We start from the raw sequence: 26,879 nt of genomic DNA on the forward strand, positions 1-26,879 counted from the left end.
CCCCCGACCCGTCGGCGCTGCGGGCCGGCCCCCCCCGAGCCGCGGTCTCCCCGAGCCGCCGTCAACTCGCTTCCGTTTACCGCCTCTTGACGTGCCCACCGCCGGGCTGGCTTCATGGGGACGAGTGGGAGCGCTCCCACCCCCAGCGGGCCCCACTCCCTGCACCCCTCCCCCCCACAGGAAGGCTCCCACCCGTGCCTCCGATCACCCCAGGCCGCGGGCTGCCCCGGCGCGCGGCCGCCGCACTGACCGGGCTGGCGCTGATCGCCGCCGGCGTCACCGCCACCGCGATCGCCCCGGCCGCCGCCGGCGCCGCCACCGTCAGCGTGGCCGCCACCGTCAGCGCGGCCGGCACTGTCAGCGCGGCCGGTACCGGCGCGACGACCGTCGGCACGCCCGCCGACTTCCCCGTCCGGGTCAACCAGCTCGGCTACCTCCCGGACGGCCCCAAGCGGGCCACCGTGGTCAGCTCGGCGACCGCCCCGCTCACCTGGCAGCTGCGCGACTCCTCCGGCGCGCAGGTCGCGACCGGCACCACCACCGTGCACGGCGCCGACCAGGCGTCCGGCCAGTCCACCCACCTGGTGGACTTCGGCGCGTACACCGGCACCGGCACCGGCTTCACCCTGACCGTCGGCGGCCTGGCCGGCCACCCGTTCGACATCTCGGCGTCGCTGTACGACGGGCTGCGCTCCGACAGCCTGAACTTCTTCTACCAGCAGCGCAGCGGCATCGCGATCGACGCGGCCCTCGCGGGCGGCAGCGCGTACGCCCGACCCGCCGGGCACCTGGGGGTGGCGCCGAACAAGGGCGACACCAGCGTGCCGTGCCAGGCCGGGGTGTGCGACTACCGGCTGGACGTCCGCGGCGGCTGGTACGACGCCGGGGACCAGGGCAAGTACGTGGTCAACGGCGGCATCGCGACCTGGGAGCTGGTCAACTCCTTCGAGCGGGCCCGCCGTTCGGGCGGCGACGCGGCCCTCGGCGACTCCACGCTGCGGGTGCCCGAGCGCGGCAACGGGGTGCCGGACGTGCTGGACGAGGCCCGCTGGGAGCTGGAGTTCCTGCTGCGGATGCAGGTCCCGGACGGCAGGCCGATGGCCGGGATGGCCTTCCACAAGATCCACGACGCGCAGTGGACCGGCCTGCCGACCCGTCCCGAACTCGACGACCAGCAGCGCGAGTTGCACAAGCCGTCGACCGCCGCCACGCTCAACCTGGCCGCCACCGCCGCCCAGTGCGCCCGGGTCTACGCCCCGTACGACGCCGCCTTCGCCGCCCGCTGCCTGGACGCGGCCCGCCGCGCCTGGACGGCCGCCCGGACCAACCCGGGCGTGCTCGCCCCGGCCACCGACAGCACCGGCGGCGGCGCCTACGAGGACGCCGACGTCTCCGACGAGTTCTACTGGGCGGCGGCCGAACTCCTCGCCACCACCGGCGAGTCGCAGTACCGGGACGCGGTCGCCTCCTCGCCGCTGCACACCGCGCCGGTGGACGCCTTCTGGTGGGGCGGCACCGCGACGCTCGGCCGGATCACCCTGGCCACCGTGCCCGGGGTGGCACTGCCCGCCGACGACCTGGCCCGGCTGCGCGGCCTGCTGACCACGGCGGCCGACGGCTACCTGTCCACCATGGGCGGCCAGGGCTACGCGGTGCCGCTCGCCCCCGACGGCTACGTGTGGGGCTCCAACAGCTCGATCGCCAACAACGCGATGGTGCTGGCCGTCGCCCACGAGCTGACCGGCGCCGCCCGCTACCGCACCGGCGCACTGGAGGCGATGGACTACCTGCTGGGCCGCAACGCCCTGGACCGCTCCTACGTGAGCGGCTACGGCGAGCGCGCCGCGGAGAACGAGCACCACCGCTTCTGGGCGCACCAGAACGACGCCGCGCTCCCGCACCCGCCGGCCGGCTCCTTCGCGGGCGGCCCGAACTCCGGCCTCCAGGACCCGGTCGCCCAGGCCCGGCTGGCGGGCTGCGCGCCGGCGGCCTGCTACGTCGACGACATCGGCTCGTACTCGACCAACGAGGTGGCGGTCAACTGGAACGCCTCGCTGGCCTGGCTGGCCTCCTTCGCCGCCGAGCGGCCCGCGGCCCCGGCGACGCCCGCCGTGCAGGTGGCCCCGGCGGCGGTGACCGTCCCCGAGGGCGGCACGGCGGCGGTCGCGGTGCGGCTCTCGGCCGCGCCCGCCCAGAACGTGACGGTGACGGTCACCCGCACCTCGGGCGACCCCGACCTGTCGGCGGCGGCCGCCCCGCTGGTCTTCACCCCCGCCGACTGGTCCACCGCGCAGCAGGTCCGGGTCTCCGCGGCGCAGGACGCGGACCCGGCGGCGGGCAGCGCGCTCTTCACGGTCGGCGGCCCCGGCGTCCGGTCGGCGACCTTCACGGCGACCGAGGCGGACGACGACACCGCGGGGCCCGCGGCGTCCTGCGCGGTGGCGTACAAGGTGGACAGCTCCTGGGGCAACGGGTTCACCGCGACGGTGACGGTGAAGAACACCGGCGCCTCGACCGTCTCCGGCTGGACGCTCGGCTGGAACTTCACCGGCGACCAGCGGATCACCAACGCGTGGAACGCGACGGTCTCCCAGAGCGGCGCCGCCGTGACCGCGCGGGACGCCGGGTGGAACGGCACCCTGGCGCCCGGCGCGAGCGCGGGCTTCGGCTTCCAGGCGACGTACTCCGGCGGCAACGCGGCACCGCCCCGGTTCACCGTGAACGGCGCCGACTGCGCCTGAGCACCGGCCCGGCCCCGGCGGTGAGTCACGCCGGGGCCGGGCCCGGGGCGCGGCCTACTCCACGTCGGCGGCGACCACGGTCCAGGTCCCGGTCGAGGTGTCGTCCAGCCGCAGGTCGAACGCGAAGGTGATCGGCCTGCGCTCGCGGGCGTCGCCGCGGAGCACCTGCTCGGTGCGCCGGTCGACCTCGTAGTAGACGCCCTCCGCGTCGACCGCGACCCGGAAGACGATCGGCTCGCGCGAGACCAGCGAGCGCACCGTGACCGACCTGACGAGGGCGTCGCGCATGACCGTCCGGTCGACCGTGCGCACGGACGTGAAGTCCAGGCTGCCGTCGTTCATGACCCACTCCTCGAGGAACCGCTCGACGGCGACCTCCAGGACCGCCCGGTCGAACCGGCCGTCGAGCACGCTCAGGTCGCCGACGGCCGCGTCGGCGTCGGTGCTCCAGGAGATGTTGGTGAGCGACAGGATGTCGTGCGCGCCCTTGACCGCGGTCCTCCCGGCCACCTCCAGCACCGCCTCGCGGGCGACCTCCTTCTGGTCCCAGCCGTCGGTCTCGATGGCGTTGGTCAGGTGGTGCGCGCCCTCGGCCGCCTGCTCCACCGAGGACACGATCCACTCGCCGGCCCGGTCCTTGCGCAGCGTCCAGTACTCGACCGGGCGGGTCGAGCCGTCCTTGCGCGTGGCGTCCGCGCCGTGGCTGCGGCGCACGTAGTCGTTGAGCGTCGCGGTGATCCGGAAGGTGACGGTGTCGTTGGTCTCGCCCGCGCGGTTCGCGAGGTCGACCAGCTCGACCGTCGGGCCGGAGAGGATCTCCACCACGTTGACCTCGCCGCGCGACTCGTAGTCGCGCAGCCCGTCGGCCCACTTGCCGTAGAGCACGGGGGACATGATCCGCTGCAGCGTGGCGTGGTCGTTGCGGGTCCAGGCCTGCTGGGCGGTGGTGTACAGCCAGACCGCCCGCTGCTCCAGCGCGGTGCGCTCGAAGCTCGGGTCGGTTTCGGCGAGGGCGTCGACCCGGGCCCCGATCCGGACGGCGCGCTCGCGGGCCTGCTCGTCGGCGCGGTGCGCCGTGCGGTCCGAGACCGTGTTCAGGTCGGCGGACTGCTTCGCCTTCCGGCGCCGCTGCCTGAGCCACAGGACCAGGACGATGACGGCCACGATCACCAGCAGCGCGAGGAACCCGCTGCCGCCGGCCCCGACGCCGTAGCCGAAGCCGACCCCGGTCGACCCGTGGAAGCCGCCGCCGCCGTGGCTGCCCCCACCACCACCGCTGCTGCCGCCGAACCCGTGGCTACCGCCCCCGCCACGGGCCTGCGCGACGGTCGGACTGCTCAGCACGACGGCTCCAGCGACCACGGTTATCCAGCGACGGGCGCGCACCGGGCTCCCCCTTCAGGAAACAGAACTGTTCCCTGCGAGCCTACAAGCCGGGCCGCCCCGGCCGCGGGGTCAGCCCTCGGACGGGGTCCGGCGCGGGGCCGGGAGCCGGAGCGGCCGGGGGTGCAGGGCGGCCGGGTGGGGGCCGTGGCGGGGGTCGAGCTCGTGCAGGATCTGCTGGGTCTCGTCCACGATCGAACCGTGCAGGGACCAGACGGCCGGGCCCCGGTCGGTGCGGCGGAGCGTCTCGGCGGCCGCGGCGTGGTGGTCGCGGCCGCGTTCCAGGGCCGCCGTCAGGTCCTCGGTGTGCCCCGGCTCGCGGACGTGGTCGCGCTGGATGCGGGCGAGCACGTCGAGCGCGTCGCCGACCGCCTCCAGGACGTCGCCGAGCGGCCGCACCCGGGCGCGGGCCTCGGCGCGGGCCTGCTCCCCGTCCGGGAACCGGCGCTCGCCGCGGGCCAGGTCGTCGAGGCCGCGGAGCACCGATCCGAGCTGGTCGCAGACGTGGCCGAGGCAGGTGAGCCCCTCGCCCAGCGGGCCGAGCGCGACCGCCGGATCGGCGCCCTGCCGCAGCCGCCGGGGGTTGAGCCGGATGCCCTCCTCGGCCTGGACGGCCACCCGGCGCGCCTGGTCGAGTTCGCGGGCGGCCGCCTCCACCCGGCGCAGCCAGCCGTCGGAGGCCCGTTCGTCCCAACCCTCGTGCAGGCCGCGGGCGGTGTCGTGGGCGATGTCGGCGAGGCGGTGCGCGACCCGGGCGGTCCGGTGCGCGGCGTGGCCGACGTACGTGGGGGGCGCGGCGACCAGGTTGACCAGCACCCCGGAGGCGACGCCGACCAGGGTGTCCCCGATCCGGACGGGAGCGTACGGCGCGCCGGTGCTGAGGACGAGCAGGACGGTGACCGGCACCTCGGTGGCCTGCTCACCCAGGCGCAGCAGCTTCCCCAGGGCCAGGCAGACGGCGACGGCGAGGCCGATGCTGGCGAAGCCCGCCCCGGCCAGGCGCAGCAGGCCGAGGGCGGCCAGGGCCCCGAGCATGACGCCGCCGATCTGCCGCAGGCCCTGGGCCAGCGTGCGGAACACCGTGAGCTGGACGGTCAGCAGCGCCGCCAGCGGGGCGAGGACGGGCTGTTCGTCCTCGCCCAGCAGCAGCACCGCGGCCTCCCAGGCCAGTGCGCAGGCCACCGCCACCCGGACGGTCTGCGCGACCGACTCGCGGTGCGGGCGGGCCGCGCGCACGGGGTGGCGCAGCGCGTCCCGGGCGGCCCGCCGGCCGTCGGCCGCCCGGCGGCGCCACGACGCCGGGCCGGGGGCGGTCACGGCAGGTCGGGCATCGGGGCGAGCTCGGCGGTGCAGAAGGCGCACCGGATCGCCCGGGCGGGGATCGCGGACAGGCACTCGGGGCAGTCCCGCTTGGGCGCCTGGACGTCCTGGTGCGGGGCGAAGCGCTCGTGCAGCTTGTTGAACGGCAGCACGACCACGAAGTAGAGCACCAGCGCGGTGAGCAGGAGGGTGATCACGGCGTCGATGAAGCCGCCGTACGGGAACTCCACGTGGTGGATGCTGACGGTCCGGCGGCTGAAGTCGCCCACCGCGCCGGTGGCGAGGCCGACCAGCGGGGTGAGGAAGGCGCGGACCAGGGCGGTGACCACGCCGGAGAACGCCGCTCCGATCACCACGCCCACGGCCAGGTCGACGACGTTGCCCCGTAGGACGAAGCCACGGAAACCCTTCACTGACGCTCATCCTTCCCGTTCGCCTCCGCCCGCCCGCGCGAGCCGGTCCGGGGCGCGGCGACCGCCTGCGGTCGGCCTCCCGCGCACCCGGCGGCCTTCTGCCCGGTCCGCCCGCCCCCATGCCCGGACGCTGCGCCCGCCCCTTCACCGGCCGGGGTCGGCGGGACGGTGTACGGCGGACCGGTCGGGGTCGGCCGCTCACTGCGTGGAGAGGTTCCGCCGGACGCAGTCGACGTACTGGTGGAGGCCGTCGGGGCGGTAGCACTCCTGGGTGTGGTCGGCGTACCAGGCGAGCAGGACGGCGGCCAGGACGGACACCGCGACGGCGGCGAGGGAGAGGGCCAGGCCGACGAGGGCGCGGCGGCGGCCGGGGGCGGTGCGGCCGGAGGCGCTGCGGCGGGAGGCGTGCAGGGCGACGGCTCCGGTGACCAGGCCGGCGGCGCCGAGCAGGCCGCCGACGACGGCGGGGGAGGTGAACAGGCCCAGCGCGCCCAGGACCGCGGTCGCCGTCGCCGTCGCCGGGGTGTTGCGTTCTGCCGTGGTGGTTCCTCGGGTGTCCATCCGGGGCTCCTTCCGGGTGCGGCCCGGTCCTTCCGGGCCGCACCGATCCTGGAACGCGGGGCCCGGTGCGCGCCTCCCGGTCCGGAGGGAACCGGGGCTCCCCCGATCGGGGGAGGGGGCGCGGCGGGCCGGCGGCCATACTTGTCGTCCATGACCTGGGCTATCGGGCCGTTCCTGCGCGGCTCCACGTACACGGGCGCGCTGTTCGCGTTCCTCGGCGCGGCGGCCAGCCTGCTGCTGCTGCCGTTCGCGGTGCTGCCCGCGCTGCTGTGGGAGTCCGGGCCGTACGGGGCGCGGGCCGCGCTGGTGGCGGCTCTGTGGGCGGGGCTGGTGGCGCTGGTCGGGACGGCCCGGAGCACTCGGCGGGTGCTGGTGGCGGCGGCCCGCCGGATGCTGGACGTACCGCTGCCCGCACCGGCTGCACCGGTCGGGGCCTCCGAGGCCTCCGGGGCCTCCGGGGCCTCCGGGGCGTTCGTCGCGGACCGGCGGCGGACCGGGCTGTGGCTGCTGCTGCACGTCGCCGCGGGCTGGGCCGCCGGGCTGACGGCCAATCTGCTGCTGGCGGCGCTGGCCCTGCCGGGGCGCTGGCTCGGCGGGGAGCTGGAACTGTCGTTCTCCGGCCGGACGGTGCGGTCCGGGGACGGCTGGGCGAGCTGGGCGGCGGCCCTGGGGTGCGTGCTGCTGGCCGTGCTGGTGTGCGCGGCGGTGTCGAGCGTGCTGCGCCGACTGGCGCCGCGGCTGCTGGGCCCCTCCCCCGCCGAGCGGCTCGCGCTGGCGGTGGCGCGGGAACGGCGGCTGGCCGAACGCAACCGGCTGGCCACGGAGTTGCACGACTCGATCGGGCACACCCTGACGGCGGCCACCATCCAGGCGGCGGTGGCCGGCGAGGTGCTCACCGGTGACCCGGTGGCCGCCCGGGCCGCGCTGCGCAGCATCGAGGAGTCGACCCGGGCCGCGCTGGAGGACCTCGACCACGTACTGGGCGTGCTGCGCGAGGAGGCCGCGGGGACGGCGCCCGCCCGGACGCTGGCCGACCTGCCCGACCTGCTGGAGCGGCTGCGGCACGCGGGCACGGAGGTCGAGGCGGAGCTGACGGACGACCTGGCGGGCGTGCCGGGGGCGGTGTCGCGGGCGGCCTACCGGATCCTCCAGGAGGGGGCGACCAACGCGCTGCGGCACGGCGCGGACGGCCCGGTCCGCGTCACAGCGGTGCTCTCGGCCGCCGGGCTGGAGCTGGCCGTGGCCAACCGGACCGGCCGGGACCGGGGCGGGCGGTCGGCGGGCTTCCCGAGCTCCGGCCACGGGCTGCCGGGCCTGGCCGAACGGGTGCGCCTGCTGGACGGCGAGTTCCGGGCCGGGCCCGACGGCGCCGACCACTGGGTCCTGGCGGCCCGCCTCCCCGTCCGGACGTCCGGGTGAACGCCCCGGAGCCGGCCCGGCCCCCCGGGCCGGCGGACGCCCCGGCCGCCGGGGTCGCGCTGCTGATCGCCGACGACGACGCGGTGACCCGCAGCGGCCTGCGCGTCCTGCTCGCGGCGCAGCCCGGGATCAGCGTGGTCGGCGAGGCCGCCGACGGCCTGGAGGCGGTCGAACGGGCCCGGCTGCTGCGGCCGGACGTGGTGCTGATGGACGTGCGGATGCCGCGCTGCGACGGCATCGAGGCGACCCGGCGGATCCTCGCGGAAGTGCCGGACCCGCCCAAGGTCATGGTGATCACCACGTTCGAGAACGACGGCCACGTCACCGCCGCGCTGAGTGCCGGAGCCGCCGGGTTCGTCCTCAAGCGGCTGCCGGTGCCGCGGATCGCCCGGGCGGTGCGGACCGTCGCGGCGGGCGAGGAGGTCCTGTTCCCGGCCGACCTGCGCCGGATGGTCACCGCCCGCCCGCTGGACTCCGGGCGGGCCCTGCCGGAGGCCGGTCTGACGCCCCGGGAGGAGGCCGTGCTCCGGCTGATGGCCACCGGGCGCTCCAACCCGGACATCGCCCGCGCGCTCACCGTCAGCCCGGAGACGGTCAAGACCCACGTCGGGAACGTGCTGACCAAGCTCGGCGCGCAGAACCGCACCCACGCCGTGGTGATCGCCTACGAATCGGGCCTGGTCGTCCCGGGCCTGCCCGGCTGACGTCCCGTCGGGGGCCTCCGTCCCGGCGGAGCACCCGGCGACGGCCGCACCGGGCGGAGCGGGCGTGGCGCACCGCTCCGGATGATCGCTAAGCTGCCCCGGCGGGCCGACACTCGGCCACCGGGGCCATCACGGAGGGCGGGCTTGTCGGACGACTGGATCAGGGTGCCGGTCGGCACGGACGCCGCGCGCTGGACCACGAGGAGCAGGTGCCGCCGGGTCCTGCTCGTCGTGCACAACGTGACGGCGGCGACCCGGCTGCTGGACGTGGTCGGCCTGTTCCGCGACGACCTGCGCGTCCAGCTGCTGGCCACCTGCCCGGGCAGCTCGCCCTTCCGCTCCGGCCTGCCCGAACTCCTCGCCGCGCTGGGCCTCCCGGTCGTGCCCTGGGAACAGGCCCGCGGCCTCGACCCCGAGCTGGTGGTCTCCGCCAGCTTCGGCGGCCAACTCCACTGCTTCAAGGGGAAGTTGGCGGTCCTCTCGCACGGTGTCGGCTACAATAAGAAGCTGGCAACGCCGGGAGCCGGGAGCCGGGAGCCGGGAGCCGGGAGCCGGGAGCCGGGAGCCGGGAGCCGGGAGCCGGGAGCCGGGAGCCGGGAGCCGGGAGCCGGGAGCCGGGAGCCGGGGCGGTTCCGGTGTTCGGGCTGTCGCCGGAGTGGCTGCTCGACGAGGGCGGGGAGCCGGTCGCCGATGCGCTGGTGCTGTCGCACCCCGATCAGCTCGACCGGCTCGCCGCGGCGTGCCCGGAGGCCGCGCACACGGCGGTGCTGGGCGGCGACCCGTGCTTCGACCGGATCCTGGCGGCGCTCCCCCGCCGGGACGCGTTCCGCCGGGCGTTCGGGGTGCGGTCCGGCCAGCGGCTGCTGGTCCTGAACTCGACCTGGAACCCGACCTCGCTGTTCGGTGACGGCGGTCCGGACGACGTGCTGCCACTGCTGCTCTCCCGGCTGCCGGAGCTGCCGCTGGACGAGTACCGGGTCGCGGTGGTGCTGCACCCCAACGTGTGGCACGGCCACGGCCCGGGGCAGGTCCGGCTGTGGCTGGACGGGGCCCGCCGGGCGGGGGTGGCGCTGGTCGATCCGGTGGCCCACTGGCGGCAGGCCCTGATCGCCGCGGACGCCGTGGTGGGCGACTTCGGGTCGGTGAGCTACTACGCGGCGGCGATCGGCACGCCGGTGGTGCTGGCGGCGACCGGGCCGTCCGTGATCGACGACGGGTCGCAGGTCGCGGCGTTCGTCCGGGCGGCGCCGAAGCTGGACCCGTACGCGGCGCTCGGCCCGCAGCTGGAGGGGGTGATCGCCGCCCGTGAAGTGCCGTCCGGCCCCGCCGAGTTGACGTCCTCCGATCCCGGCGGGTCGGCGGGCCTGCTGCGGTCGCTGTTCTACCGGCTGCTCGGCCTGCCCGAGCCGGCCGGGCCCGCGCTGCTGGACGGACTGCCGCTGCCCGCGCACCAGCCGGTCGTGGTGACGGCCCCGGTCCGGGTGCTGACCCGGACCGGGGCGGACGGGGCGGTGGAGGTGCGGCGTTTCGCGGCGGCCCGCTACGAGCCCGCGGGGGCGGGCGAGGCCCACCTGGTGGCACCCGAGGACACCCTGGACCCCGGCGCCCTGGCGCTCGCGGACGTGATCGTCCGGCACGGCGCCGCCGCCGATCCCCGGCTCGGCCCGCCGCTGCTCTGGGCGGAGCAGACGCTGTCCCGGTACCGCTCGTGCACGCTGGCGGTGCAGGTGACCGGCCCGGCCACCTGCACCGTCCGCCACCGCTCGGGCGCCGCACTGGAGTTGGCGGGCGCCGACGACGGGATCGACCCGGCTGCGGCGGCCTCCGCGCTGCTGGCCGCCGGGCCGGTGCCGGGGGTGCTGACGGTCCGCTCCGGCGGCGCGGTTCACCGGGTGACGGTCACTCCGGCCGGTTGACGCACAGGTCGCGCAGCACCCCGATCGGCACCAGGTGGAAGGTCGCGCCGCCGCGCTCCAGCAGCACGGCCGCCTCGTCCAGCAGCGGCAGCGCGTCCGGCCCGCGGCCCTGGTCGATCAGGGTCTGTACCAGGTCGGTCAGCGCCCGGGCGAGGTTGTACGCCTCGCCGGTGCCCCGGAAGAACGCCACCGCCGTCTCGATCGAGGTCGCGGCCTCCGCGAACCGGCCCAGCCCGCGCAGCGCCCGCCCCCGGTGGCGGCCGAGCAGGGCGCGCGCCCGGGGCAGGTCGCCCTGCCCGCTGTCCGCGTCCCCGATGCCGTCGAGCAGTCCGACGGCCCGTTCGAAGCACTCCAGCGCGTCGGCGTAGCGCCACTGGCGCAGCCGCAGCAGGCCGAGCGTCTCGACGGCGGTGGCCTGTCCGCGCAGGTGGCCGTCCCGCTGCTCGGCGTCGGCGGCGAGCAGCAGGTGCTGCTCGGCCTCGTCGTACTCCTGCAACTCGGCGAGCGCGAAGGAGAGTTGGACGTGCATCCGGGCGGCCGTCCGGGCGCCGGTGCCCGGGGCGAGCGCGGCCCGGGCACCGGCCCGCAGCGCGGGCAGCAGTTCGTCGTGCCGCCCGGCCTTCAGCTGCAACGCCCACAGCGCCTCGACCAGTTGGCAGACCGTCCCGGGGGCGGCGAACTCCTCGGCGGCGGCCACCGCCTCGACCAGGTTGGGCAGTTCGGCGCCGAGCACGGCCAGCGCGGCGGCCTCGTCGGGGTACCCGTCGGGGCCGATCTCCGCGTACAGCGGCCCGAGGTGCCAGCGCTGCGGGAGCGCCGCGTGGTCGGCGCCGACGGCCAGCCGCAGGTGGTGCGCGACGGTGCGGTGCACGGCGGTGGCGCAGGCCGCGAGGCCGTCCTCGCGCACCGCCGCGGCCTCGGCGTGCCGGCGGACGGCCGGGCGGTAGCGGTACCGGCCGTCGAGCGCGGTCTCCAGCAGGGCGGCGGCGGCGAGTTCGTCGAGCGCCTCGGCCGCCTCCGCCTCGGCCAGCCCGGTGGCGGCAGCGGCGGCCCGGGCGTCGATCGCGGGCCAGGGCCGCAGTGCGCAACGCCGGTACACCAGCGCCGCGTTCGGGGCGAGCCGGGCGTAGCGGTCGGCGGTCGCGGCCTCCAGCGGATCGGCGCCCGGCCGGTCGGTGAGCGCCCGGGGGGCGAGGTCGCCCAGCACGGGGGCGGCGGCGCGCAGCGCGAACGGGGACCCGGCGCAGCGCTCCAGGACGCCGGGCAGGGCGGCCTTGGCGGCGGTGACGGCGTGCTTGCCCGCGAGGTCGGTGAGCAGGCGGCGGGCGTCCTTGTCGGCGAGCGGGCCGACGGCGACGTTCAGCGCGTCGAGGCCGGCCAGCGGGCGGCGGGCGGTGATCAGGGTGAGCACGCCGGGGGCGGCGGTGAGCAGCGGGCGGAGCTGGGCGGCGGAGTGGGCGTGGTCGAGGACGACCAGCAGGCGGCGGGTGGCGAGCAGCGCGGCGAACAGTTCGGCGCGGTCCTCGACGGTGGCGGGCAGGTGGTCGGCGGGGACGCCGAGCCGCCGCAGGAAGCGGCGCAGCACGGTCGTCGGGTCCAGCACGCCGCCCGGCCCGGCCGCGCGCAGGTCGGCGTACAGCTGGCCGTCGGGAAAGCGGTGCGCCTCGCGGGCGCCCCAGTGGATGGCCACCGCGCTGGTGCCGATGCCGTCCGGGCCGTGCAGCAGCACCTGGCGCGGGCTGCCGTCCGCCTTGCGCCCGGCCTCCTTGTCGAGTTCGGCGAGCGGCCCCTTGCGGTCGGTGAAGTACCGGGTGGAGGCGGGCAGCAGCCGCGGCACCGCGTCCGCCGGGCCCGGGGCGCCGCCGGCCAGGCCGCTCATCCAGGCGGCCAGCGCCCGGGCCTGCGCCGGGTCGTTGCGCGCCCCCTCGACCAGCAGCCGGGCGACGGCCTCCCGCTCCTCCGCCCCGGCCGGGGCGGCGACCTGGCGCCCGGTCACCCGCTGCGCGAGGTTCCCGACCGACTCCCACGCCCACTTCCCGGCCTCCCCCGCCACCGCCGAGCCGACCGCGCCCAGCACCCCCGTGACCGCCGTGACCGACAGCGGATCGATCATGCCCCGTACCCCCACAACCGTGCTCGGCCGACATCGCTGCCGCCTGCGTGCGCCACCTGACGAGCCCAACCGTAGCCTGCACGCCACGCTCCGTCAGCACGCGTCCTTCCGCTTCCTCCCGAAGACCCCGGAACGCGGGCTCCGCCGGGGTTCCCGCGCGGTCCCCTCCGGCACGGCGGACGTCCGGGGGGCGGCCCGGCCGCGAGCGCCCCCACTGCGCGCTCCGGCCCCTTGACCGCCCGTCGGGCCCCTTGGCCGCCCGTCGGGCTCCTTGACCGTTCGTCGGGCCCCTTGACCGTTCGTCGGCGTCGCCGCGATGATGGCCCGTCAGTTCAGCTGTACGCCAGGCGGTGGGGGAAGTCCGGTCGAATTCCGGCGCTGTCCCGCAACGGTAGGCCCATCCGCGCAGGTGGTGGGCGAGCCCGAATGCCCGTCGCCGGGTCTTCCGATACCTTCCACCCGTCGCGGACTGCGGGTCGGGGCTCCGGTGCCGCGCTCGTGCGCGCGGCGCTTCGGGCGTCCGGCCCCGCGGGTCCGGAGAGGCTGACCCGATGTCACTGCGCGCTCGCGCCGCCGTCCTGCTCGCCACGGCGGCCCTCGCCACCGCCCTGCTGCCCGCGGCCACCGCTGCGGCGGCGCCACCCGTCACCGTGCGCCCGGACGCGGCGGCCGCGGGCTGGCTGGCCGGTCAACTGGTGGGCGGCGACCACCTGGAGAGCAGTTTCGGCGGGGTCTCCTACCCCGACCAGGGGCTGACCGTCGACGCGGTGCTGGCGTTCGCCGCGGCCAAGGTCTCCGACGACGCGGCGGCCCGGGCCACCGCCTGGCTCGCCCAGCCGGCCAACCTGGCCGGGTACGCGGGTGACGGGGTCGGCGAGTCGTACGCCGGGGCCACCGCCAAGCTGGCGTTCGCCGCGCAGGTGCGCGGCGCGGACCCGGCCTCGTTCGGCGGGGTCGACCTGGTGGCGCGGCTGCGGGCCCTGCAGCAGCCGTCCGGGCGGTTCTCGGACGTCTCGCAGTGGGGCGACTACAGCAACAGCCTGGGCCAGTCGTACGCGCTGCTCGCGCTGGCCCGCACCCCCGGCGGGGCGCCGGCGACGGCGGTCGGCTACCTGGCGGGGGCGCAGTGCGCGGACGGCGGGTTCCCGGTCGCCTTCGCGCAGCCGGTCTGCACCTCCGACCCGGACGCGACGGCGCTGGCCGCGCAGGCGCTGGCGGCGACCGGCCGGGCGCCGCGGCGCGGGCCGGGCTGTCCTGGCTGGTGGCGCACCAGGGCGCGGACGGTTCGCTGGCGGCGGCCGGGGGGAGCGCGGGCAACGCGAACTCCACCGGGCTGGCCGCGCAGGCGCTGCTGACCGGGGGCCGTCCGGTGGCGGGGTTGCAGGCCCGGGCCTTCGTCCGCTCGCTCCAGGCGGGCTGCGGCGCACCGGCCGCCGACCGGGGCGCGGTCGCCTACGACGCGACCGGGCTGGACCCGGCCACCGCGCCCCGGGCCACCGCGCAGGCCGTCCTCGGGCTGTCGGGCGCACCGCTGGCGACCCTGAGCGCGCACGGCGCCCGCCCCGCCGCACCGGCCCCGGCCTGCGCGCACTGACCCCGGACCGCTGCGGCCACTCCCCCACGCACGTTCCCGTTCCGTCCGCCGAGGAGGCGTCCGATGTTCCGTACCACCGCGTTCCGCCGTCCGCTCGCCCCGCTGGCCGCCGCCGCGGCCCTGACCGCCGCGCTGCTGGGCGCGTCGACCGCGGCCGCGCCGCCCGCGCACGCGGCGGCGTGCAGCGGGACGACCGGTGTCACCGTCGTGGTGGACTTCACCGCGCTGGGCGGCACGATCCAGACCGGGTGCGCGCTCGGCGACCCGTCCAGCGGGCTGGCCGCGCTGACCGGCGCCGGGTTCTCCTACGCCTTCCACCCGCGGTTCCCGGGCTTCGTCTGCCAGATCAACGTGCTGCCGAACCCGTGCAACGGCGCGCCCGCGTCGGCGTACTGGTCGTACTGGCACGCCTCGCACGGCGGGGCGTGGAGCTACAGCAGCCTGGGCGCGGGCAGCTACGACCCGGCCCCGGGCGAGGTCGAAGGCTGGGCCTTCGGCGCGGGCTCCCAGCCGGGCATCACCGCCCCCTGACCCCGAGGCCGCTACTGGCGCTGTGACCGGAAACGTCCACCGGATCGGTGGATCGGCATCGGCGTGCCGGACACCGGCTGGACGGCCGCAACATCCAGCCGGTGTCCGAAGGTTCGGCGGCAGAACCGGTCAGAACCAGGAGGCCGTCCGAGGACGGGAGCCGCAGACTGCAACACATCGCACGCCACGGAACGGGCCGCCCGGTGCACTTCCGGCAGACGACGGCCCCATCCGCGACGTCGTCCACCGCTTCGACCAGACGGGCACGGCCGCCCCCGCGGGAGGCCGTCCCCACCACCTCAGCCCCGACAACGAGGGCTTCGCCGCACAGACGGCCACCACCCGGCTGGACCGCGAGACCCTGCGCACCCTGCCGGCCCGCCGCAGGACCACCTTCCAGAGCACTAGGACCCGGAAGAACTCCAACGACCCGACCTCGACCGCATCGAACATGTCCTGGAACACCTCCCTGACCGGGTGTTCGCCTTCACCGACCGCACCGGGCCACCCTGCACTCCACGCGGGCGCGGGGGAGCAAGCCTAGGCTTGATCCCACCCGAGGGGCAGCGCGGGACCATCCCCGCTCGCTCGGGAGGACGTGAACAGCATGACCAGCGGCAGCGAGGCGTCTTGCTGTCGCCGTACTCCTCCGCGTGCTCCATGAAGTACAGAGTTGCGTGCACCGGTGTTGTGGGGCTGCGAAGGGGCTCGGTCGGAGGTGGGGCCGGGCTGACTGGCTGCACTCGTGGCCCTCGACGATGCCTGGACGCTGGTTGGTCCGTGGCCGCCCCCGAGCAGACCAGGGAGGCTGCCGTTCTCCGGTGCTGGCGGCCTCGGAATCGGCCCCACCGTGCCGCACTCTAACCGTGGGTGCCGAGTACCTGCTTTCCTTTCGATCCGCCCCATTGCGGTGACCACGCGCAGTGGCCTGCGGCGTCATACCCGGGCGATAGCGTGCTGCCATGTCTAGCGTCTATGAGCTCTCGATCGTCCTGAACCTGCGCGAGGACCTGTCCGACCAGGAGGAAGCCGAACTTCGGTGGCACCTTGGGCTGGGCCCGCAGCCCGAGGCCCTCCGCATCGTGCCCAGGTTCCCGGTCGTGGTCGAGGACGGCAGCGACGGGCTCATCGTCGAGGACGACCCCAGGCCGCTTCTGGGCCGGCACGACGCGGCAGTCCACGTGGGCGGGGCGCTCGTCTCGGCGCTGGTCAGGCCTGAGCATTCGTGGAACGGGCCGTGGGCTCTGACCGTCCGGCAGGAGATCCATCCCGACGACTTCGACCTCACTGGTGAACTGCTCACCTGGTTGGCCGCCAAAGCCGATGACCGGCACCGCCCGTCCACGGGAACGGTCCGCGTGGGCTGGACCAGGTTCTACGAGTCGGACCGGTTGGAGCCTCTGGAGGTTCGAGGCGGCGTGGTCGCGTGGCCGTAGAGCCGTGGCCCGGATACGTGAAGGCGTCCCTCGGCCGGGTGACTGCGGCTTGGACAGTGGTCGTGGAAGAGTGGACAGACAGCTGGCCAGCCCGGCCGGACGGCTCCGGGCCAGGGTCACTGAGATGGCCGCGAGAACGGTCAGTCCCGCTGGGCTTCGCGTGAGGCCGGTTGGCTGGACCTGCGGGACTGGCATCGGGTGATGCACCTGGTCATCAGGGTGGTCGCGGCCCAGATGATCAGCGACTCGGAGTGCTGGATCAGGCGTTCGCAGTCCCTGGCGTGCCGGCGGGCGTGCATCACCCAGGCGATCGACCTCTCGACGACCCAGCGGCGGGGCAGGACGACGAACCCCCACGCGTCCTTCGGCCGGCTGACGATCTTGACCGTGAGGTTCAGGTACTTCTCTGCCCGGGCCACGAGTTGTCCGGCGTAGGCGGAGTCGGCCCAGACGATGGTGATCTCGGGGTGCATCGGCCGGAGCCGGAAGAGGACTTCCTTGGCGGCGTCGCGGTCGGTGATGTCGGCCGGGGTGACCATGACGAAGAAGGGCAGGCCCTTGGTGTCCACGACACACCGGATCGCGTCCACGATCTCCCGTCGCGGGTGCCTCTCCGGCCGCCCGCCGGCCGGGTTCTCACAGGTTGGCTTCGGCAGTGGCGGTTCGATGAAGGCCCACTCGTCGTCCCGGGTGTCCGACGGGTGGCAACGACGGCGCGCCACGTTCACCTCCTCCCTGCGGGAATGGGCAGGGATCTGGGCCCGGGGCCGCCCGGACGGCCGGACGGCCGGACCCAGACGGTCAGGCCTCGATGTAGTCGGTGATCACGTCGAGCGTGGACTCGACGGAGTTGAGCTGGGTGTTCAAGTGCCGGATCCATCGGCCCTTGGGCTGGAGGGCGGCGTGCGGGGCGACGACGCCGGTGATGAAGCGACGGATCTTCGGTGAGCTTCTCGCGAATCACCGCGACCTCGTAGCCCTGCGACTCGGTGGGGCCGGAGCAGAACTTGCAGCCGTCCGCCCTGGTCCAGATCGGGGGCGGCCAGGAACGTTCGGCGATGATGTCCTGCAGGCAGGCCATGCCCGCCCTCACCTGGCTCGCTCCCAGTTCGCTACACCCGGCCAGTTGGTCGAACCTCAGACCGGCCGCCCTCGCTTCGAAGAACACGAACCGGACGGCTTCGGTGTGCCGCTCGGCGGCGGGCGACCTGTGCCGGGACGCGCCGGGCATCCCGCTACTCGCTCTGCAGGAGTCGGGCCGGCTGACCGTCGACGTCGGCCTTGCCGGTGTCGACCGCGGTCTCGATCCAGCCGAGGGTGGCCCGGCAGGCGGCGATCCGCGTGGATGACTGCCTGCTCGTCCGCACTCAGCTGCCGGTCACGCAGGCCCGGGACGACCCGTCCGGCCGCCGCGACGAACGCGTGGCAGGCCGTGACCAGGTCCAGGAACTCCGCCGACCGGTCGATGCGGCAGATCGCCGGCGCGACGGAACTGGTCTGCTCGAAGTGCTCGCGGGCCTGCCAGCCGCGCTCGACCCGGGCATGGTTGACCTGGCGGCGGGCGGTACCGTCCGACATCGCACGGAACGCGACGTCCGGGCGCCGCAGCAAGCCGGTCGTCACCTCAACGGCGACCCGGTCGTCCCGGGTCAACTCCTCGACCACCGTCCGAACCTTGTCCGCCGCAGCGACCCGAGCGACCACTGCCGGGCGCCGCAGGAACTCCGGGGCGACCGCCACGGCAACCTGGTCGTCACGGGTCAGCTCGGCCGCCACCCTCTTCCGCAGCCGACGACGCACCCGCCACCGCCTGGAACGACGCCTCGATGAGCAGAACTCCGCATGGGCCCGCACGCCCGATCTCAACCGCTCGCGACACGCCCCGCACTTCCGCTCGCCGACCCGCCCAGCTTCCTCGGACACGACGTCAGCGTTGCGAGTCCACCACCACGTCAACCGCCCCTCCGCCGCCCGAACCGACGACAGTAGGCTCACCGACAACAGCCGGTCACCGCATCAACTTCGGCACACAGTCACCTGTACGAGGTGGTGCACGTTGACTCGTACGCCAACACCTGCCCCCGCGAGCGGGGATGGTCCCATCTCCTGGAAGTGGACGATGCGCACCACCCCCTGCTCCCCGCGCCCGCGGGGCCGACCTTCCGGCGCTGATCAGAAGAGGAAGCGGAGTTCGGCGTTCACGGGATGTCCCATGCGGGGGTGTTCATGAAGATCCCGGAGTAGGGGATCTCCGCGGTTCTCAGCGGTCGGCTGAACCACGACCGTTCGACGGTCACGCCCATCACCCGCTCGGCCAGGAGGAACAGCTTCGGCCCCCAGAACTCGGTGGGGTCCTCGACATCGATCAAGCCGGTGCACCAGACGGGATTCCAACGGGCGTCGCCTTCCCTCAGCGGCGTGACAGGTCCGTAGGGTTCCTCGTGGACGACAAGGTCGCCGTCGACCGCGTAGTGCGCGGAGTCGTCGCCATTGATGTCGAGCAGGAACCCGAAACACCTGCCCCCGCGAGACAGGTCACGCAGAACACCGGGCACCGCTCCGGTCGAGCCGACGACCTCCAGAGCGAAGACCACCCCGCCCACGGTGCCGACCCCCACATGACCACGGTGGTCTTGATGGCTCGGTTGAAGATCGTAGATCTCGTCAGTCACCAGAAGGCGCGTGTTCCCGGGGTCGCCTCCGAACCGCCGGATCACCTCGTCTTCGGCAACACCCTCGACGAGTGTGAAGACCGAGTAGAACCCTTCCTCTTCGTCGATCCAGTCGAACCGGTCGTCCTGAATGTCCATCGCGCATGCATACCAGGCGTTTCCGACATCGAGGCGGGCCCCGGCCGAGGCTTGTCAGGGAGGCTGTCCGGGCCCGCAGCCACAAGCTATCGGCACCCTGGCCCAGCCTCCTGCGGGCATTCCGCCCAGGTTCGGCAGGTGACTCGATCAGTGGCTCCCAAACTCGCCGAAGCGGTTCCCGAACTCACCGGAGAACGCTCGCCACGAACGAGTACACCGTCGCCACGAACGGTCCAGATCCGGCTCCCGTTCACACCGAAGCCATGGCTCTCATATGAGGTTCTGGCTCAGCTTGTGTGATCGGTGACGGTCCGTTGAGGAACACCGGCTCTCGTCGGACTCGTAGATCGACTGAAAGTCGTCGGCCCGGCTTCCGGATGGCTGACAGTCGGCGGTCGTGACGCAATCGTGCTCCCTGTTCAGGGAGTTGCTGTTCCCGTCGGTGTCGGAGATGGCGGTCGTCCAGGGGGAGGCCGCCGGTTCCGTGGTGCAGGTGGAGGCGTGGTCGGCCGCCGGCGAGGCCGACTGTCCGGGGTGCGGGGTCCGGTCGAGTCGTGCGGCTCCTACCCGCGGTTCCTGGCCGATCTACCGAGCGCGGAACGGCGGGTGGTGCTCGCGCTCCGGGTGCGCTGGCTCTCCTGTCCGGTGTCCGGACCGGTCGTGCCTGCGGCGAACGTTCGTCGAGCAGATCGAAGGCCTGACGCGCCGTCACACACAGAGCGCCGAACGACTGCGCTCCTCGCTCGCCGCGACCGGGCCGGCGCCTATGCGGAGGCCGCCGACACCGCCGCCCCCCACCGCCCTCGACACGGCAGGTCGCCGGCTGGCTGCCCCCTCACCCCGCCGGGCTCACCCCCCGACGAGGAGGTCCAGCGCAAGACGCTCCTCGCTCGCTGCCCCGAACTCGACACCACCTCCGGCCTGGTCACCTCCTTCGCCATCAGCCTGAGCAGCGACTACGACGCCGTCCACGCGGAGCTGGCCACCCACTGGAACTCCGGCCCCGCCAAAGGAACCGTCAACCCGATCGAGATGTTCAACCGACAAATGTTCGGACGCGCCAGCTTCGCGCTTCTTCGCAAGAGGGTGCTCATGGCTCCGTGATATCGCCGTCGGTAGGCAGTGCCATACTGCCTCCGACACAGATCAGCACTACCAGGAGTCGATGATGGGAACGTGGGGAACCGGACCATTCGACAGTGATCTCGCCGGTGATTTCGTTGATCGACTCAGCGGGCTCCCAGCGCAAGAGCTCGCCGCAGTACTGGGAGGCGCGCTCAGGCGGGTCGTCAGTGCCGGCGACCATGTCGATGGTGGAGACGGACAAGAAGCCGTGGCCGCTGCCGCACTGATTGCCGCCCAACTTCCTGGCAGCGGGATCCTCATCGACCTGGAGGACGGGCCGGAGGAGCCGTTGCCTCCGGCCCGTCCTCGTTGCGCTCACCGGCACGCATTGCACTTCAGCGGATCCTCGGCGGTGGCTCCGAACTTGCACAAGGTTGGACGGACAGCAGCGATGCCAGCGAATGGCGCCGTGAAGTGCAGATGATCCTTGACGCGTTCAACCGATGACGGTCACTCATCGTCATTTGCGCCACGGAAGTTGAGCCAGAACCGTTTTTTGGCCCGGGGTAACGGGGTGAGTTGGCCCCACCCGGCGGTCGAAGCGGCAAGTGCGCAGAGGACGACAGTCGTCACCGGTTGCAGGGTCGGTCGGACCGCGGAGCTACTCTCCGGCCGATCGGCGGCAGTGAGCGGCGCCGACTTCCGGCGCGGGACCGTCCTGCGGGGCAAGAAACCGGATGAAGACCGCTGGCGATCTCTTGCCCCAGCTCGAGGCTCCTGTCCGGCAGGACGAAGGGCATCTGATCGAGGCGGCCCCCACGGTTCCCCACGTGGTGTTGCTCCCCGAGGCGGTGCTCTGGTCTGGGGGAACACGATCGAAGGCGACCGGCTCTTCCTCGCCCCCCTCGGGGAGGGACCTGGACTGTCTCCGCGCTCCGCCGCAGCTGGGCGGACCGGCACACCACCGACCTCGGCTTCAGCGACTGGTTCCGGGCACGGGGGTCTGCTCCAGAGGGACAAGACGGTCGCGGCCTTCTCTCCGTGATGGTGCTCTCTGAATCTGGCGCTGGCCGGAATTCTGTGAAGACCCCTGGGCCCATGTGATCTACTCGCGGCGTGGGCAGCTCGAACATGGACTACCGCGGCTCTGGGTTCTGGGTCCATGACTACCAGGCCGAAGTGTGGCTGTACCTCTTGGCACAGGAGGCCAAGGCGGTCGCTGACGCTCCGGCATGGCTGGCCCACGCCCGTGACGACTGGGAGGCGCAGGCCACGGCCGGCTTCATGGGATGCGTCTCGTCGTGCTTGGACGAGCGCCTTGGAACGGACCCCGATCGCGTCGCGCTCGCGCTTCGTCTCTCGGAGCGTGCCGTCCAACGACTGCTCGCATGGGCTCCGGCCATCCCGAAGGATCTCGCGAACTCCTTCGGCACGGGCGGCAATCACGAGGCGTTCGACGTGGACCTGCCCACCAACCCGTTGCTGGCCTGTGGTCGTGCCTTCATCAGCCTTCTTCGCGGTGAAGTCCCGCCCGGATACGACCGGTGGGCGTGCTGATCCTGCCCGGGTGCAGGATCACGCCTACTTGAGGATGCGTCTGCCTTTCGTGGAACTCCAGCCAGAACCCTGCATCTCCCCACCCTGCGCTCAGTACTTGGGACAGACCTGCTCTCTCGGGTTCCCCACCTCCCACCTTTCGGATCATGGATGGCCGGGGGCACTGGCGGAGGCTTGTGGGACGATCACCCGCATGACGTCCGAACCTCAGCTCCCAGCCGGCGCCCGTACTCACATACGACTTCTGGCGGGTCACGCCGGGTCCGGGCGTCCCGTGTTCGAAGTGCTGCCGGCTCGGTCGGTGCGGTCGGACGTGTTCGAGCTGGCGGGAAGCCCGGGCATGGTGCTTGGTTGTGCGGCCGGCGACATGCTGCGGGTTGCCGATGATGGTCAGTTCGAGGTTGTTGAACAGGGTGATAACTGGTGCATCCAGACAGCTGGTCTTGGGCATTTCAGCCCCGAGTCATTTGCGGCGCTCAGAGAATCAACCGTACTTCTCTCGGGCATGGCTGAGGCACCGGCAGACCTGCGCTTCATCGTCGTCACTGTCAGCCGGAGGATCGGGCTGCCCGCGATCGAGCGGGTGATGGATACGTGGGCCGCGGGCATCGATGGGGTTGAGTGGTGGTTCGGCAACGGAGATCACTCAGCCTCCGCTGACTGAGCGGTCAGCGGCCGGACAGCCACAGCCTTCTTCCTCCCTTTCGCTCTGGCGTTGGCCAAACCCGCTCACTGGGCGTTTCACCCGTAGTCGGGATGGTTAATCCCAATTTTCGGGGAGCCCAGGCGGCGGGTATTCGGTGGCGCTTGGGGCCCTGGTATTGACCCGAAACGCTAAATTTCCGGCACCTCGGTGATGTAGCGGACGTGCGGGCCTTGGAAGTAGCCGCGGACGATGTGCGGCTGCTTCTGTCGGCGGCGGAAGAAGCGTCGAACCTCGTCGGCGAGCTGGTCGGCGTTGCGGGCCCGGGAGGCCGGCAGTAGGGTCCGCTTCAGGTCGGCGTTGACCAGTTCGTCCGGGTTGGTCTCGGGCGCGTAGGCAGGCAGCAGGTGCAGGGTGATGCGTCAGGGGTGGCCGGCGAGCCAGGCCCTGAGCTTCTTGCTGCGGTGGACGGAGTGCCGGTCGACGACGAGGCGGACCAGGCGGTCGAACTGCCTGCTCAGGCGGTCGAGGAAGTCGCAGAACACCTCGGCCGTGAACGATCCCCGGTAGACCGTGAACCACATCCGGCCTCACGGACTGATCGCCGACATCGCGTTGACCGAGAAGCATTGCCCGTGCGCCGCATGGCCGGCGTCTCGCCGCGCGGGGCCCAGGTCCGGCCCGACACCTGATCGGAGCGGACACCGGTCTGGTCAGCGAACAGTGCTTCGACACCTTCCTCCTGGGCCTTCGCGCGGATCGTGGGCCAGGTCTCCTCGCGCCAGGCGCGGACCGCCTGCGGGTCCTGCTCGATCGCGCGCTTGTCCGGGCGCTGGAACGACAGGCCCCAGCGCTTGAGGTACTTGCCCACGCCCCGCTCGGTCAGCCGCACCCGGTAGAGCAGGGCGATGAGGTCGCAGACGATCGGGCAGGTCCACAACTGCCCGCCCAGGCCCAGGCCTTCGGAATGGTGGTCGATCAGGGCCTGCCGGACGCACTGCCGACAGTCGGGATCGAGCAGCTGGTGCTCGCCCACCCGCCGGCCGCGGGCCCTGGACACCAGAGCCTCCCGGCCGCCGACCTGCCAGGCGGCCCACCAACTGTCCACCGACTCCACGGTCACGCCCAAGAGTTCGGCCACCTCGTGCCGCTCACGGCCCGCCCGAAGCGCCGCAACCGCCCGCATCCGCAGAGCTTCCTGAGGCTTCGGCGACAGCCACCGAGCGTCCCCCACCAGATCCGTCACGCCCGGATCAACGAGCGCCGAACCTTACCGTTTCGGGTTAATATGTCGGATCTTGAACGTGCCGCGGCGAAACATGCGCGACTGCAGGCGGATCGTGCTCGCGTGGAAGCGTCAGAGCGGGACAAAGCGCGGGAGGAGGCGGCCCGTAACGCGCAGCGAGTGCGCGGCGCGGTCCGCGAGTTCCTCGACCTCGCCACCCGCCGCCGCGTGCCTCTCTTCCAGTTCTACTGGCACACCTGGCATGGAAAGGCGTTGTTGTCCCGCTATACGCGGACGGGGTTGCAGTGCGTGGTCGCGTTTCCTTGGAACGAACACAATCGTGAGTTCGCCTCTTTCAGGGGCGGCTGGGCGATCGCTACCGACGGCTCGTTCTTCGATCCGGTGAGCGTGGCGGGGGTTTGGGAGTCCGCGCAGGAACGAGGGATCCGTGACCAGCGGGCGGCGTACGCGGAACCGGAGACCGAGGGCTATGCCTATGGGCAGCTGAAAGGCGTCCATGGCGCGAATTCCGCCGACTCCTACATGAGGCGCCTCATCGGCGCGGCGTCCGCCTTGATGGCGCCCGTGGAACTGGGCAGCGGAATGAGGACAGGCATCCAGCCCGACGGATGGATCGGCTACTGCGAGTGAGATTCGGTCAGGAACGCAGAGGGGCCGGGGAACAGCGGTAACTACGGAGAGCTGCCGGTGCTACTGCCCGGCACGCTCTACTTCGCCCTGGAATTGACGGTGTGGACCGGCGAGATGGGCTTCTACGACCCGGTGGTCGACGGCGAGATGCCCTCCCCGGCCTACCTCGTCACCATCGGGCAGTTCGCCGACATCGCCGCCCGGGAGATGCACCGCGAAACCGGCACCGACCTCGACCTCACCTGTGCCCTCGGCCCCGGCCGCTACGAGACCCTGGTGTGCCCCGACGCGATCGACAACATCCCGGTGCTCACCTTCACCGTGCCCTGGACACTCACCGACGCCGAGCTCAACGCACCCAGCGCGGCCTACCTCGCCAACTTCGCCACCAACCTGGCCGAGGCCCACGGCTGAAGCCCGGAACGCTACGCCGACTACCTCGCCGCCCGGCCCGGCGCCGCCGCCCGCTGGAGTCCCGCCGCGGTGCTGGACGCTCTGCGCCCCGCGCTGGCCGATTGGTGAGCGGCGCGGCGGGATTGACGCGCTGGCGGTGCAGTGCCCCTATGCCGGGCCGCGCCCAGGACGATGTGCGGCGACCGCGGCCAGGTCCATCCGATCCAGGCCGGAGCGACCTGCGCCGCAGCAGATCACCGCCCCAAAGGCCAGGTTTCAAGGCTACCGTGCCGTCAAGGCCGGAGCGCCGCCGTAACGCCACTGTCGGCCCAGCACAGGAGGTCCGCCAAGCATGTGAGCAACTGCTCCCCGCGCGAGCGGGGGTCTGCCGGTCCGCTGGAGGCCGTAGCAGGGGTGGTGGCCGTCGTCCCCGCGCGAGCGAGGGTCAGCCGCGCTCTGGCCGCCCGCATGGCACCTATCAGATAGTAGCGCGCGCAAGGCTGGCGGCTCCGCCGCGTCCGGTGCCTTCGGCGAGGAAGCTCGCGGGGCGACTCTCAGTCCCCCGGCAAGACGCGGCCCCCGCTGACCGCTGCTCAGCGGGCGCTGGTGCGCCAGGCGTTGGGCCTGCTCCCGGACGGGCTGCGGGTTGCCTCGGAGGTGCTCCGGCCGCCAAGGAAGCTGCAGGACGCGGTCCTCAAGGCGCTGGCGGTCGGTGAGCCGTGGGAGCGTACCTCGGAGCAGCTGGTGGAGTTCCGGGTGCTGCCGAGGTGGGACCGGTACTGGGCGGCCTTGCTGTTCGCCCGAGGTCTGGCGGGGCCGGTCGGGCCGCTGGTGGCGGCGCTGAAGCGGGACCAGCTGTGCAACGACCCGCGGTGCGACGAGCACGTTGAGGTCGACTCCGGCCACGGGTGCCGGGTGTGTGCGTCGCTGCGGCAGGACGCCCAGGCGCAGCGACGTATCAGGGTGCCCGCCTGGGAGGCCGGGGCGGAGCCCACGGCCGTTTCCCTACGCTGGCCGCCGGGGCGGCGGTGCTGCCCGAGCAGCGCGGTGACGACGGGGAGCGGATCCCGGCGCCGTCCTGGGCACGTGGGGTCGGCGACGGGGACGCCCCGAACGAGGAGTGCCGGCGGCAGCGGGAGGCGATGAGGCTGCGCCGGGCCGGGGCGTGAAGCGGCGCCCCGGCGGTGGCCAGGCTGCTGCCGGGGCGCGGGTGCGGTGAGGTCTGGGTACGCTCGGGCCATGGCAGGAGATACTGGCATTTCGGATATTTCGGCCTGGTTTGCGGGATTGTTCGACCAGGTGCCACCCGAGCGGCGGCCGGAGCTGATGCAGCTGGCCGCGGGCACGGTGGCGGGGGTGCTCGCGGCTGAGTCCAAGCAATTCGGCGTGATGGCCGTTGAAGGGCCACCCGCGGAGGGGCCCGCCGAGTTCGACACCCGGGCCGAGGCGCTGATGCGCGACGTGGCTGTCCCCAGCGGTGCTGCCCTCGCTGGTGTCCACATCGAGGGGACGGCAACGTCCATGGGCACGGGGCCGTACGTGGAAACGGTGAAGGCGGAGGGCCGGAAGGTCGAGCCGTCGGCTCTGGCCACCGAGCCTCTGTTCCCGGAAGCGGCGGAGACCGCGGGTGCGGTCGGGGTGGTGGGGCTGAGCGTGGTGCTGCCGCCAGCGGTTGCCGAGAACCTGCTCGAGTGGGTGGGCCCGGAGCTCGCCGTCGAGTACGTGGCGGCCGTGGTCAACCAGCATGTGCAGCGGGAGCGGCTGGCCGAGCTGATCGAGCAGCTCGAGCAGGATGCTGGGCCGGTGCCTCCGGATGTCGTCGCCCAGGCCAACGCGGAGGTGGAGAAGCAGTGGCCCGTGGAAGAGTGATCCCTCAGCCGGCTGGGTTCGCGGTGCTGGACTGCCAGGGGCTGAACTGCATGGCCAATCCGGCCAAGAACGTGAAGGTGACGCAGGCGCTAAAGAAAGCGCTGGCGGAGAACTTCGAAGTGGTACTCGCGTCGGTGACATTGACGGAGGCGTTGCAGGGCGGTTCAGTGCGGTGCACAAACGTTCACCGGTACCTGAAGACGCTGGGGGCGGAGGCGGTCATCTCGGTTGACGCCGGGCTGGCCAAAGAAGCTGCGCAGGTGCTGGACAAGGCCCGGCCGAGGAAGGACTGCACCATCGACTCGTTGGTCGTGGCGGTGGCGGCCAAGCGGCAAGGCCGGGTCGCGATCGTCACCAGCGACCCGCGTGACATCGCGCGGCTGATGGGCGCCACGTCCTTGGCGGGCCGGAGCAGTGTTGTGCAGGTGTGAGTTCGCCTCGCCCTTACGCCCGTGTCGACGGCAGGGCCGGGGATATGGCGCTGCCTGGGCCGGTGGCTGGCAAGGGCGGTGCAGCTCTACGCTGTCCGGTCTCA

23 protein-coding genes, 4 pseudogenes and 1 riboswitch are annotated in these 26,879 nt (G+C 73.4%); of the genes and pseudogenes, 16 read left to right on the forward strand and 11 right to left on the reverse strand.

Annotated elements, in window-relative coordinates:
* Nucleotides 1-194 precede the first annotated feature (194 nt).
* Complete coding sequence (locus HUT16_RS01240) at nt 195-2,741, forward strand: glycoside hydrolase family 9 protein (protein WP_176184593.1); 2,547 nt, start codon at nt 195-197, stop codon at nt 2,739-2,741.
* 54 nt (nt 2,742-2,795) lie between these two features.
* Here the strand turns inward: HUT16_RS01240 and HUT16_RS01245 are convergent, their stop codons facing one another.
* The 4 genes from HUT16_RS01245 to HUT16_RS01260 form a co-directional block, all read right to left on the reverse strand.
* A complete protein-coding gene (locus HUT16_RS01245) occupies nt 2,796-4,085 on the reverse strand; it encodes a TIM44-like domain-containing protein (protein ID WP_254897577.1) in 1,290 nt (429 codons plus the stop codon).
* 111 nt (nt 4,086-4,196) lie between these two features.
* Nucleotides 4,197-5,441, reverse strand: a complete 1,245-nt coding sequence (locus HUT16_RS01250; RefSeq protein WP_176184597.1) for an aromatic acid exporter family protein — start codon at nt 5,439-5,441, stop codon at nt 4,197-4,199.
* Nucleotides 5,438-5,857, reverse strand: a complete 420-nt coding sequence (gene mscL / locus HUT16_RS01255) for a large conductance mechanosensitive channel protein MscL (RefSeq protein WP_176184599.1) — start codon at nt 5,855-5,857, stop codon at nt 5,438-5,440. The genes HUT16_RS01250 and mscL overlap by 4 nt, the downstream gene beginning before the upstream one ends.
* Before the next feature lie 198 nt (nt 5,858-6,055).
* The gene (locus HUT16_RS01260) at nt 6,056-6,418 is read right to left on the reverse strand and encodes a DUF4190 domain-containing protein (protein WP_254897578.1); all 363 of its coding nucleotides are present in this window, start codon (nt 6,416-6,418) and stop codon (nt 6,056-6,058) included.
* A gap of 150 nt (nt 6,419-6,568) precedes the next feature.
* Here HUT16_RS01260 and HUT16_RS01265 point away from each other — a divergent pair, with 150 nt between their 5' ends.
* The 3 genes from HUT16_RS01265 to HUT16_RS01275 all read left to right on the forward strand — a co-directional run bounded on the left by HUT16_RS01265 (nt 6,569) and on the right by HUT16_RS01275 (nt 10,457).
* Complete coding sequence (locus HUT16_RS01265; protein WP_176184601.1) at nt 6,569-7,837, forward strand: sensor histidine kinase; 1,269 nt, start codon at nt 6,569-6,571, stop codon at nt 7,835-7,837.
* 59 nt (nt 7,838-7,896) lie between these two features.
* Nucleotides 7,897-8,541 carry a response regulator transcription factor gene (locus HUT16_RS01270; protein WP_254898211.1) on the forward strand — a complete coding sequence of 215 codons (645 nt, stop codon included), beginning with the start codon at nt 7,897-7,899 and terminating at the stop codon, nt 8,539-8,541.
* A gap of 635 nt (nt 8,542-9,176) precedes the next feature.
* On the forward strand, nt 9,177-10,457 hold the full coding sequence (locus HUT16_RS01275) for a hypothetical protein (protein WP_254897579.1): 1,281 nt from the start codon (nt 9,177-9,179) through the stop codon (nt 10,455-10,457).
* Here the strand turns inward: HUT16_RS01275 and HUT16_RS01280 are convergent.
* On the reverse strand, nt 10,441-12,570 hold the full coding sequence (locus tag HUT16_RS01280) for a tetratricopeptide repeat protein (protein ID WP_176184605.1): 2,130 nt from the start codon (nt 12,568-12,570) through the stop codon (nt 10,441-10,443). The genes HUT16_RS01275 and HUT16_RS01280 overlap by 17 nt on opposite strands.
* Before the next feature lie 331 nt (nt 12,571-12,901).
* Nucleotides 12,902-13,023, forward strand: a riboswitch (cobalamin riboswitch).
* Between the two features lie 98 nt (nt 13,024-13,121).
* Here HUT16_RS01280 and HUT16_RS01285 point away from each other — a divergent pair.
* The 4 genes from HUT16_RS01285 to HUT16_RS01295 all read left to right on the forward strand — a co-directional run bounded on the left by HUT16_RS01285 (nt 13,122) and on the right by HUT16_RS01295 (nt 16,131).
* Entirely contained in the window at nt 13,122-13,925 is an 804-nt protein-coding gene (locus HUT16_RS01285) for a hypothetical protein (RefSeq protein WP_217712009.1), read from the forward strand.
* Nucleotides 13,926-13,939: 14 nt separating this feature from the next.
* Entirely contained in the window at nt 13,940-14,164 is a 225-nt protein-coding gene (locus HUT16_RS37310; protein ID WP_217712010.1) for a hypothetical protein, read from the forward strand.
* A gap of 63 nt (nt 14,165-14,227) precedes the next feature.
* Entirely contained in the window at nt 14,228-14,695 is a 468-nt protein-coding gene (locus HUT16_RS01290; RefSeq protein ID WP_176184607.1) for a hypothetical protein, read from the forward strand.
* 962 nt (nt 14,696-15,657) lie between these two features.
* Complete coding sequence (locus HUT16_RS01295; protein ID WP_176184609.1) at nt 15,658-16,131, forward strand: hypothetical protein; 474 nt, start codon at nt 15,658-15,660, stop codon at nt 16,129-16,131.
* A gap of 206 nt (nt 16,132-16,337) precedes the next feature.
* Here the strand turns inward: HUT16_RS01295 and HUT16_RS01300 are convergent.
* From HUT16_RS01300 to HUT16_RS01310, 4 genes and pseudogenes are all read right to left on the reverse strand, one after another.
* Nucleotides 16,338-16,853, reverse strand: a pseudogene (locus HUT16_RS01300) (transposase); the annotation flags it as partial.
* 79 nt (nt 16,854-16,932) lie between these two features.
* Nucleotides 16,933-17,362 (reverse strand): annotated as a pseudogene (locus HUT16_RS37675) (RacP protein).
* Between the two features lie 4 nt (nt 17,363-17,366).
* A pseudogene (locus HUT16_RS37685) lies at nt 17,367-17,916 on the reverse strand (DUF6192 family protein); the annotation flags it as partial.
* A 413-nt stretch (nt 17,917-18,329) separates the two neighbouring features.
* Nucleotides 18,330-18,941 carry a DUF6461 domain-containing protein gene (locus HUT16_RS01310; RefSeq protein ID WP_176184613.1) on the reverse strand — a complete coding sequence of 204 codons (612 nt, stop codon included), beginning with the start codon at nt 18,939-18,941 and terminating at the stop codon, nt 18,330-18,332.
* 606 nt (nt 18,942-19,547) lie between these two features.
* Between HUT16_RS01310 and HUT16_RS01315 the strand changes: the two genes are divergently transcribed.
* The 4 genes from HUT16_RS01315 to HUT16_RS01330 all read left to right on the forward strand — a co-directional run bounded on the left by HUT16_RS01315 (nt 19,548) and on the right by HUT16_RS01330 (nt 22,227).
* Nucleotides 19,548-20,045: a transposase gene (locus HUT16_RS01315; RefSeq protein ID WP_176184615.1), complete on the forward strand. Its 498-nt coding sequence runs from the start codon at nt 19,548-19,550 to the stop codon at nt 20,043-20,045.
* Nucleotides 20,046-20,109: 64 nt separating this feature from the next.
* Entirely contained in the window at nt 20,110-20,490 is a 381-nt protein-coding gene (locus HUT16_RS39590) for a DUF4259 domain-containing protein (RefSeq protein WP_176184617.1), read from the forward strand.
* A gap of 632 nt (nt 20,491-21,122) precedes the next feature.
* The gene (locus HUT16_RS01325) at nt 21,123-21,563 is read left to right on the forward strand and encodes a hypothetical protein (protein ID WP_176184619.1); all 441 of its coding nucleotides are present in this window, start codon (nt 21,123-21,125) and stop codon (nt 21,561-21,563) included.
* Nucleotides 21,564-21,837: 274 nt separating this feature from the next.
* The gene (locus tag HUT16_RS01330) at nt 21,838-22,227 is read left to right on the forward strand and encodes a DUF4265 domain-containing protein (RefSeq protein ID WP_176184621.1); all 390 of its coding nucleotides are present in this window, start codon (nt 21,838-21,840) and stop codon (nt 22,225-22,227) included.
* Nucleotides 22,228-22,397: 170 nt separating this feature from the next.
* Here the strand turns inward: HUT16_RS01330 and HUT16_RS39080 are convergent.
* Nucleotides 22,398-22,790: pseudogene (locus HUT16_RS39080) on the reverse strand (transposase).
* On the reverse strand, nt 22,724-23,452 hold the full coding sequence (locus HUT16_RS01335) for an IS630 family transposase (RefSeq protein ID WP_254897580.1): 729 nt from the start codon (nt 23,450-23,452) through the stop codon (nt 22,724-22,726). Before HUT16_RS01335 ends, HUT16_RS39080 begins: the two are co-directional and overlap by 67 nt.
* A gap of 102 nt (nt 23,453-23,554) precedes the next feature.
* Here HUT16_RS01335 and HUT16_RS01340 point away from each other — a divergent pair, with 102 nt between their 5' ends.
* The 4 genes from HUT16_RS01340 to HUT16_RS01355 all read left to right on the forward strand — a co-directional run bounded on the left by HUT16_RS01340 (nt 23,555) and on the right by HUT16_RS01355 (nt 26,775).
* A complete protein-coding gene (locus HUT16_RS01340) occupies nt 23,555-24,082 on the forward strand; it encodes a hypothetical protein (protein WP_176184623.1) in 528 nt (175 codons plus the stop codon).
* 57 nt (nt 24,083-24,139) lie between these two features.
* Nucleotides 24,140-24,496, forward strand: coding sequence for a hypothetical protein (locus HUT16_RS01345; RefSeq protein WP_176184625.1), 357 nt, complete (start codon nt 24,140-24,142; stop codon nt 24,494-24,496).
* Between the two features lie 1,218 nt (nt 24,497-25,714).
* Entirely contained in the window at nt 25,715-26,344 is a 630-nt protein-coding gene (locus HUT16_RS01350; protein ID WP_176184627.1) for a hypothetical protein, read from the forward strand.
* Between the two features lie 50 nt (nt 26,345-26,394).
* Complete coding sequence (locus tag HUT16_RS01355; RefSeq protein WP_176184629.1) at nt 26,395-26,775, forward strand: hypothetical protein; 381 nt, start codon at nt 26,395-26,397, stop codon at nt 26,773-26,775.
* Nucleotides 26,776-26,879 lie beyond the last annotated feature (104 nt).

The sequence above is a fragment of the Kitasatospora sp. NA04385 genome, from assembly GCF_013364235.1.
GTDB lineage: Bacteria > Actinomycetota > Actinomycetes > Streptomycetales > Streptomycetaceae > Kitasatospora.

What these genes read in the sequence shown, in the direction of transcription:
- HUT16_RS01260 (WP_254897578.1), bottom strand. Translation starts at nt 6,418, where the DNA reads ATGGACACCCGAGGAACCACCACGGCAGAACGCAACACCCCGGCGACG.
- HUT16_RS01350 (WP_176184627.1), top strand. Translation starts at nt 25,715, where the DNA reads ATGGCAGGAGATACTGGCATTTCGGATATTTCGGCCTGGTTTGCGGGA.
- HUT16_RS01285 (WP_217712009.1), top strand. Translation starts at nt 13,122, where the DNA reads ATGTCACTGCGCGCTCGCGCCGCCGTCCTGCTCGCCACGGCGGCCCTC.
- HUT16_RS01280 (WP_176184605.1), bottom strand. Translation starts at nt 12,570, where the DNA reads ATGATCGATCCGCTGTCGGTCACGGCGGTCACGGGGGTGCTGGGCGCG.
- HUT16_RS01265 (WP_176184601.1), top strand. Translation starts at nt 6,569, where the DNA reads ATGACCTGGGCTATCGGGCCGTTCCTGCGCGGCTCCACGTACACGGGC.
- HUT16_RS01295 (WP_176184609.1), top strand. Translation starts at nt 15,658, where the DNA reads ATGTCTAGCGTCTATGAGCTCTCGATCGTCCTGAACCTGCGCGAGGAC.
- HUT16_RS01355 (WP_176184629.1), top strand. Translation starts at nt 26,395, where the DNA reads ATGGCCAATCCGGCCAAGAACGTGAAGGTGACGCAGGCGCTAAAGAAA.
- HUT16_RS01290 (WP_176184607.1), top strand. Translation starts at nt 14,228, where the DNA reads ATGTTCCGTACCACCGCGTTCCGCCGTCCGCTCGCCCCGCTGGCCGCC.
- HUT16_RS01310 (WP_176184613.1), bottom strand. Translation starts at nt 18,941, where the DNA reads ATGGACATTCAGGACGACCGGTTCGACTGGATCGACGAAGAGGAAGGG.
- HUT16_RS39590 (WP_176184617.1), top strand. Translation starts at nt 20,110, where the DNA reads ATGGGAACGTGGGGAACCGGACCATTCGACAGTGATCTCGCCGGTGAT.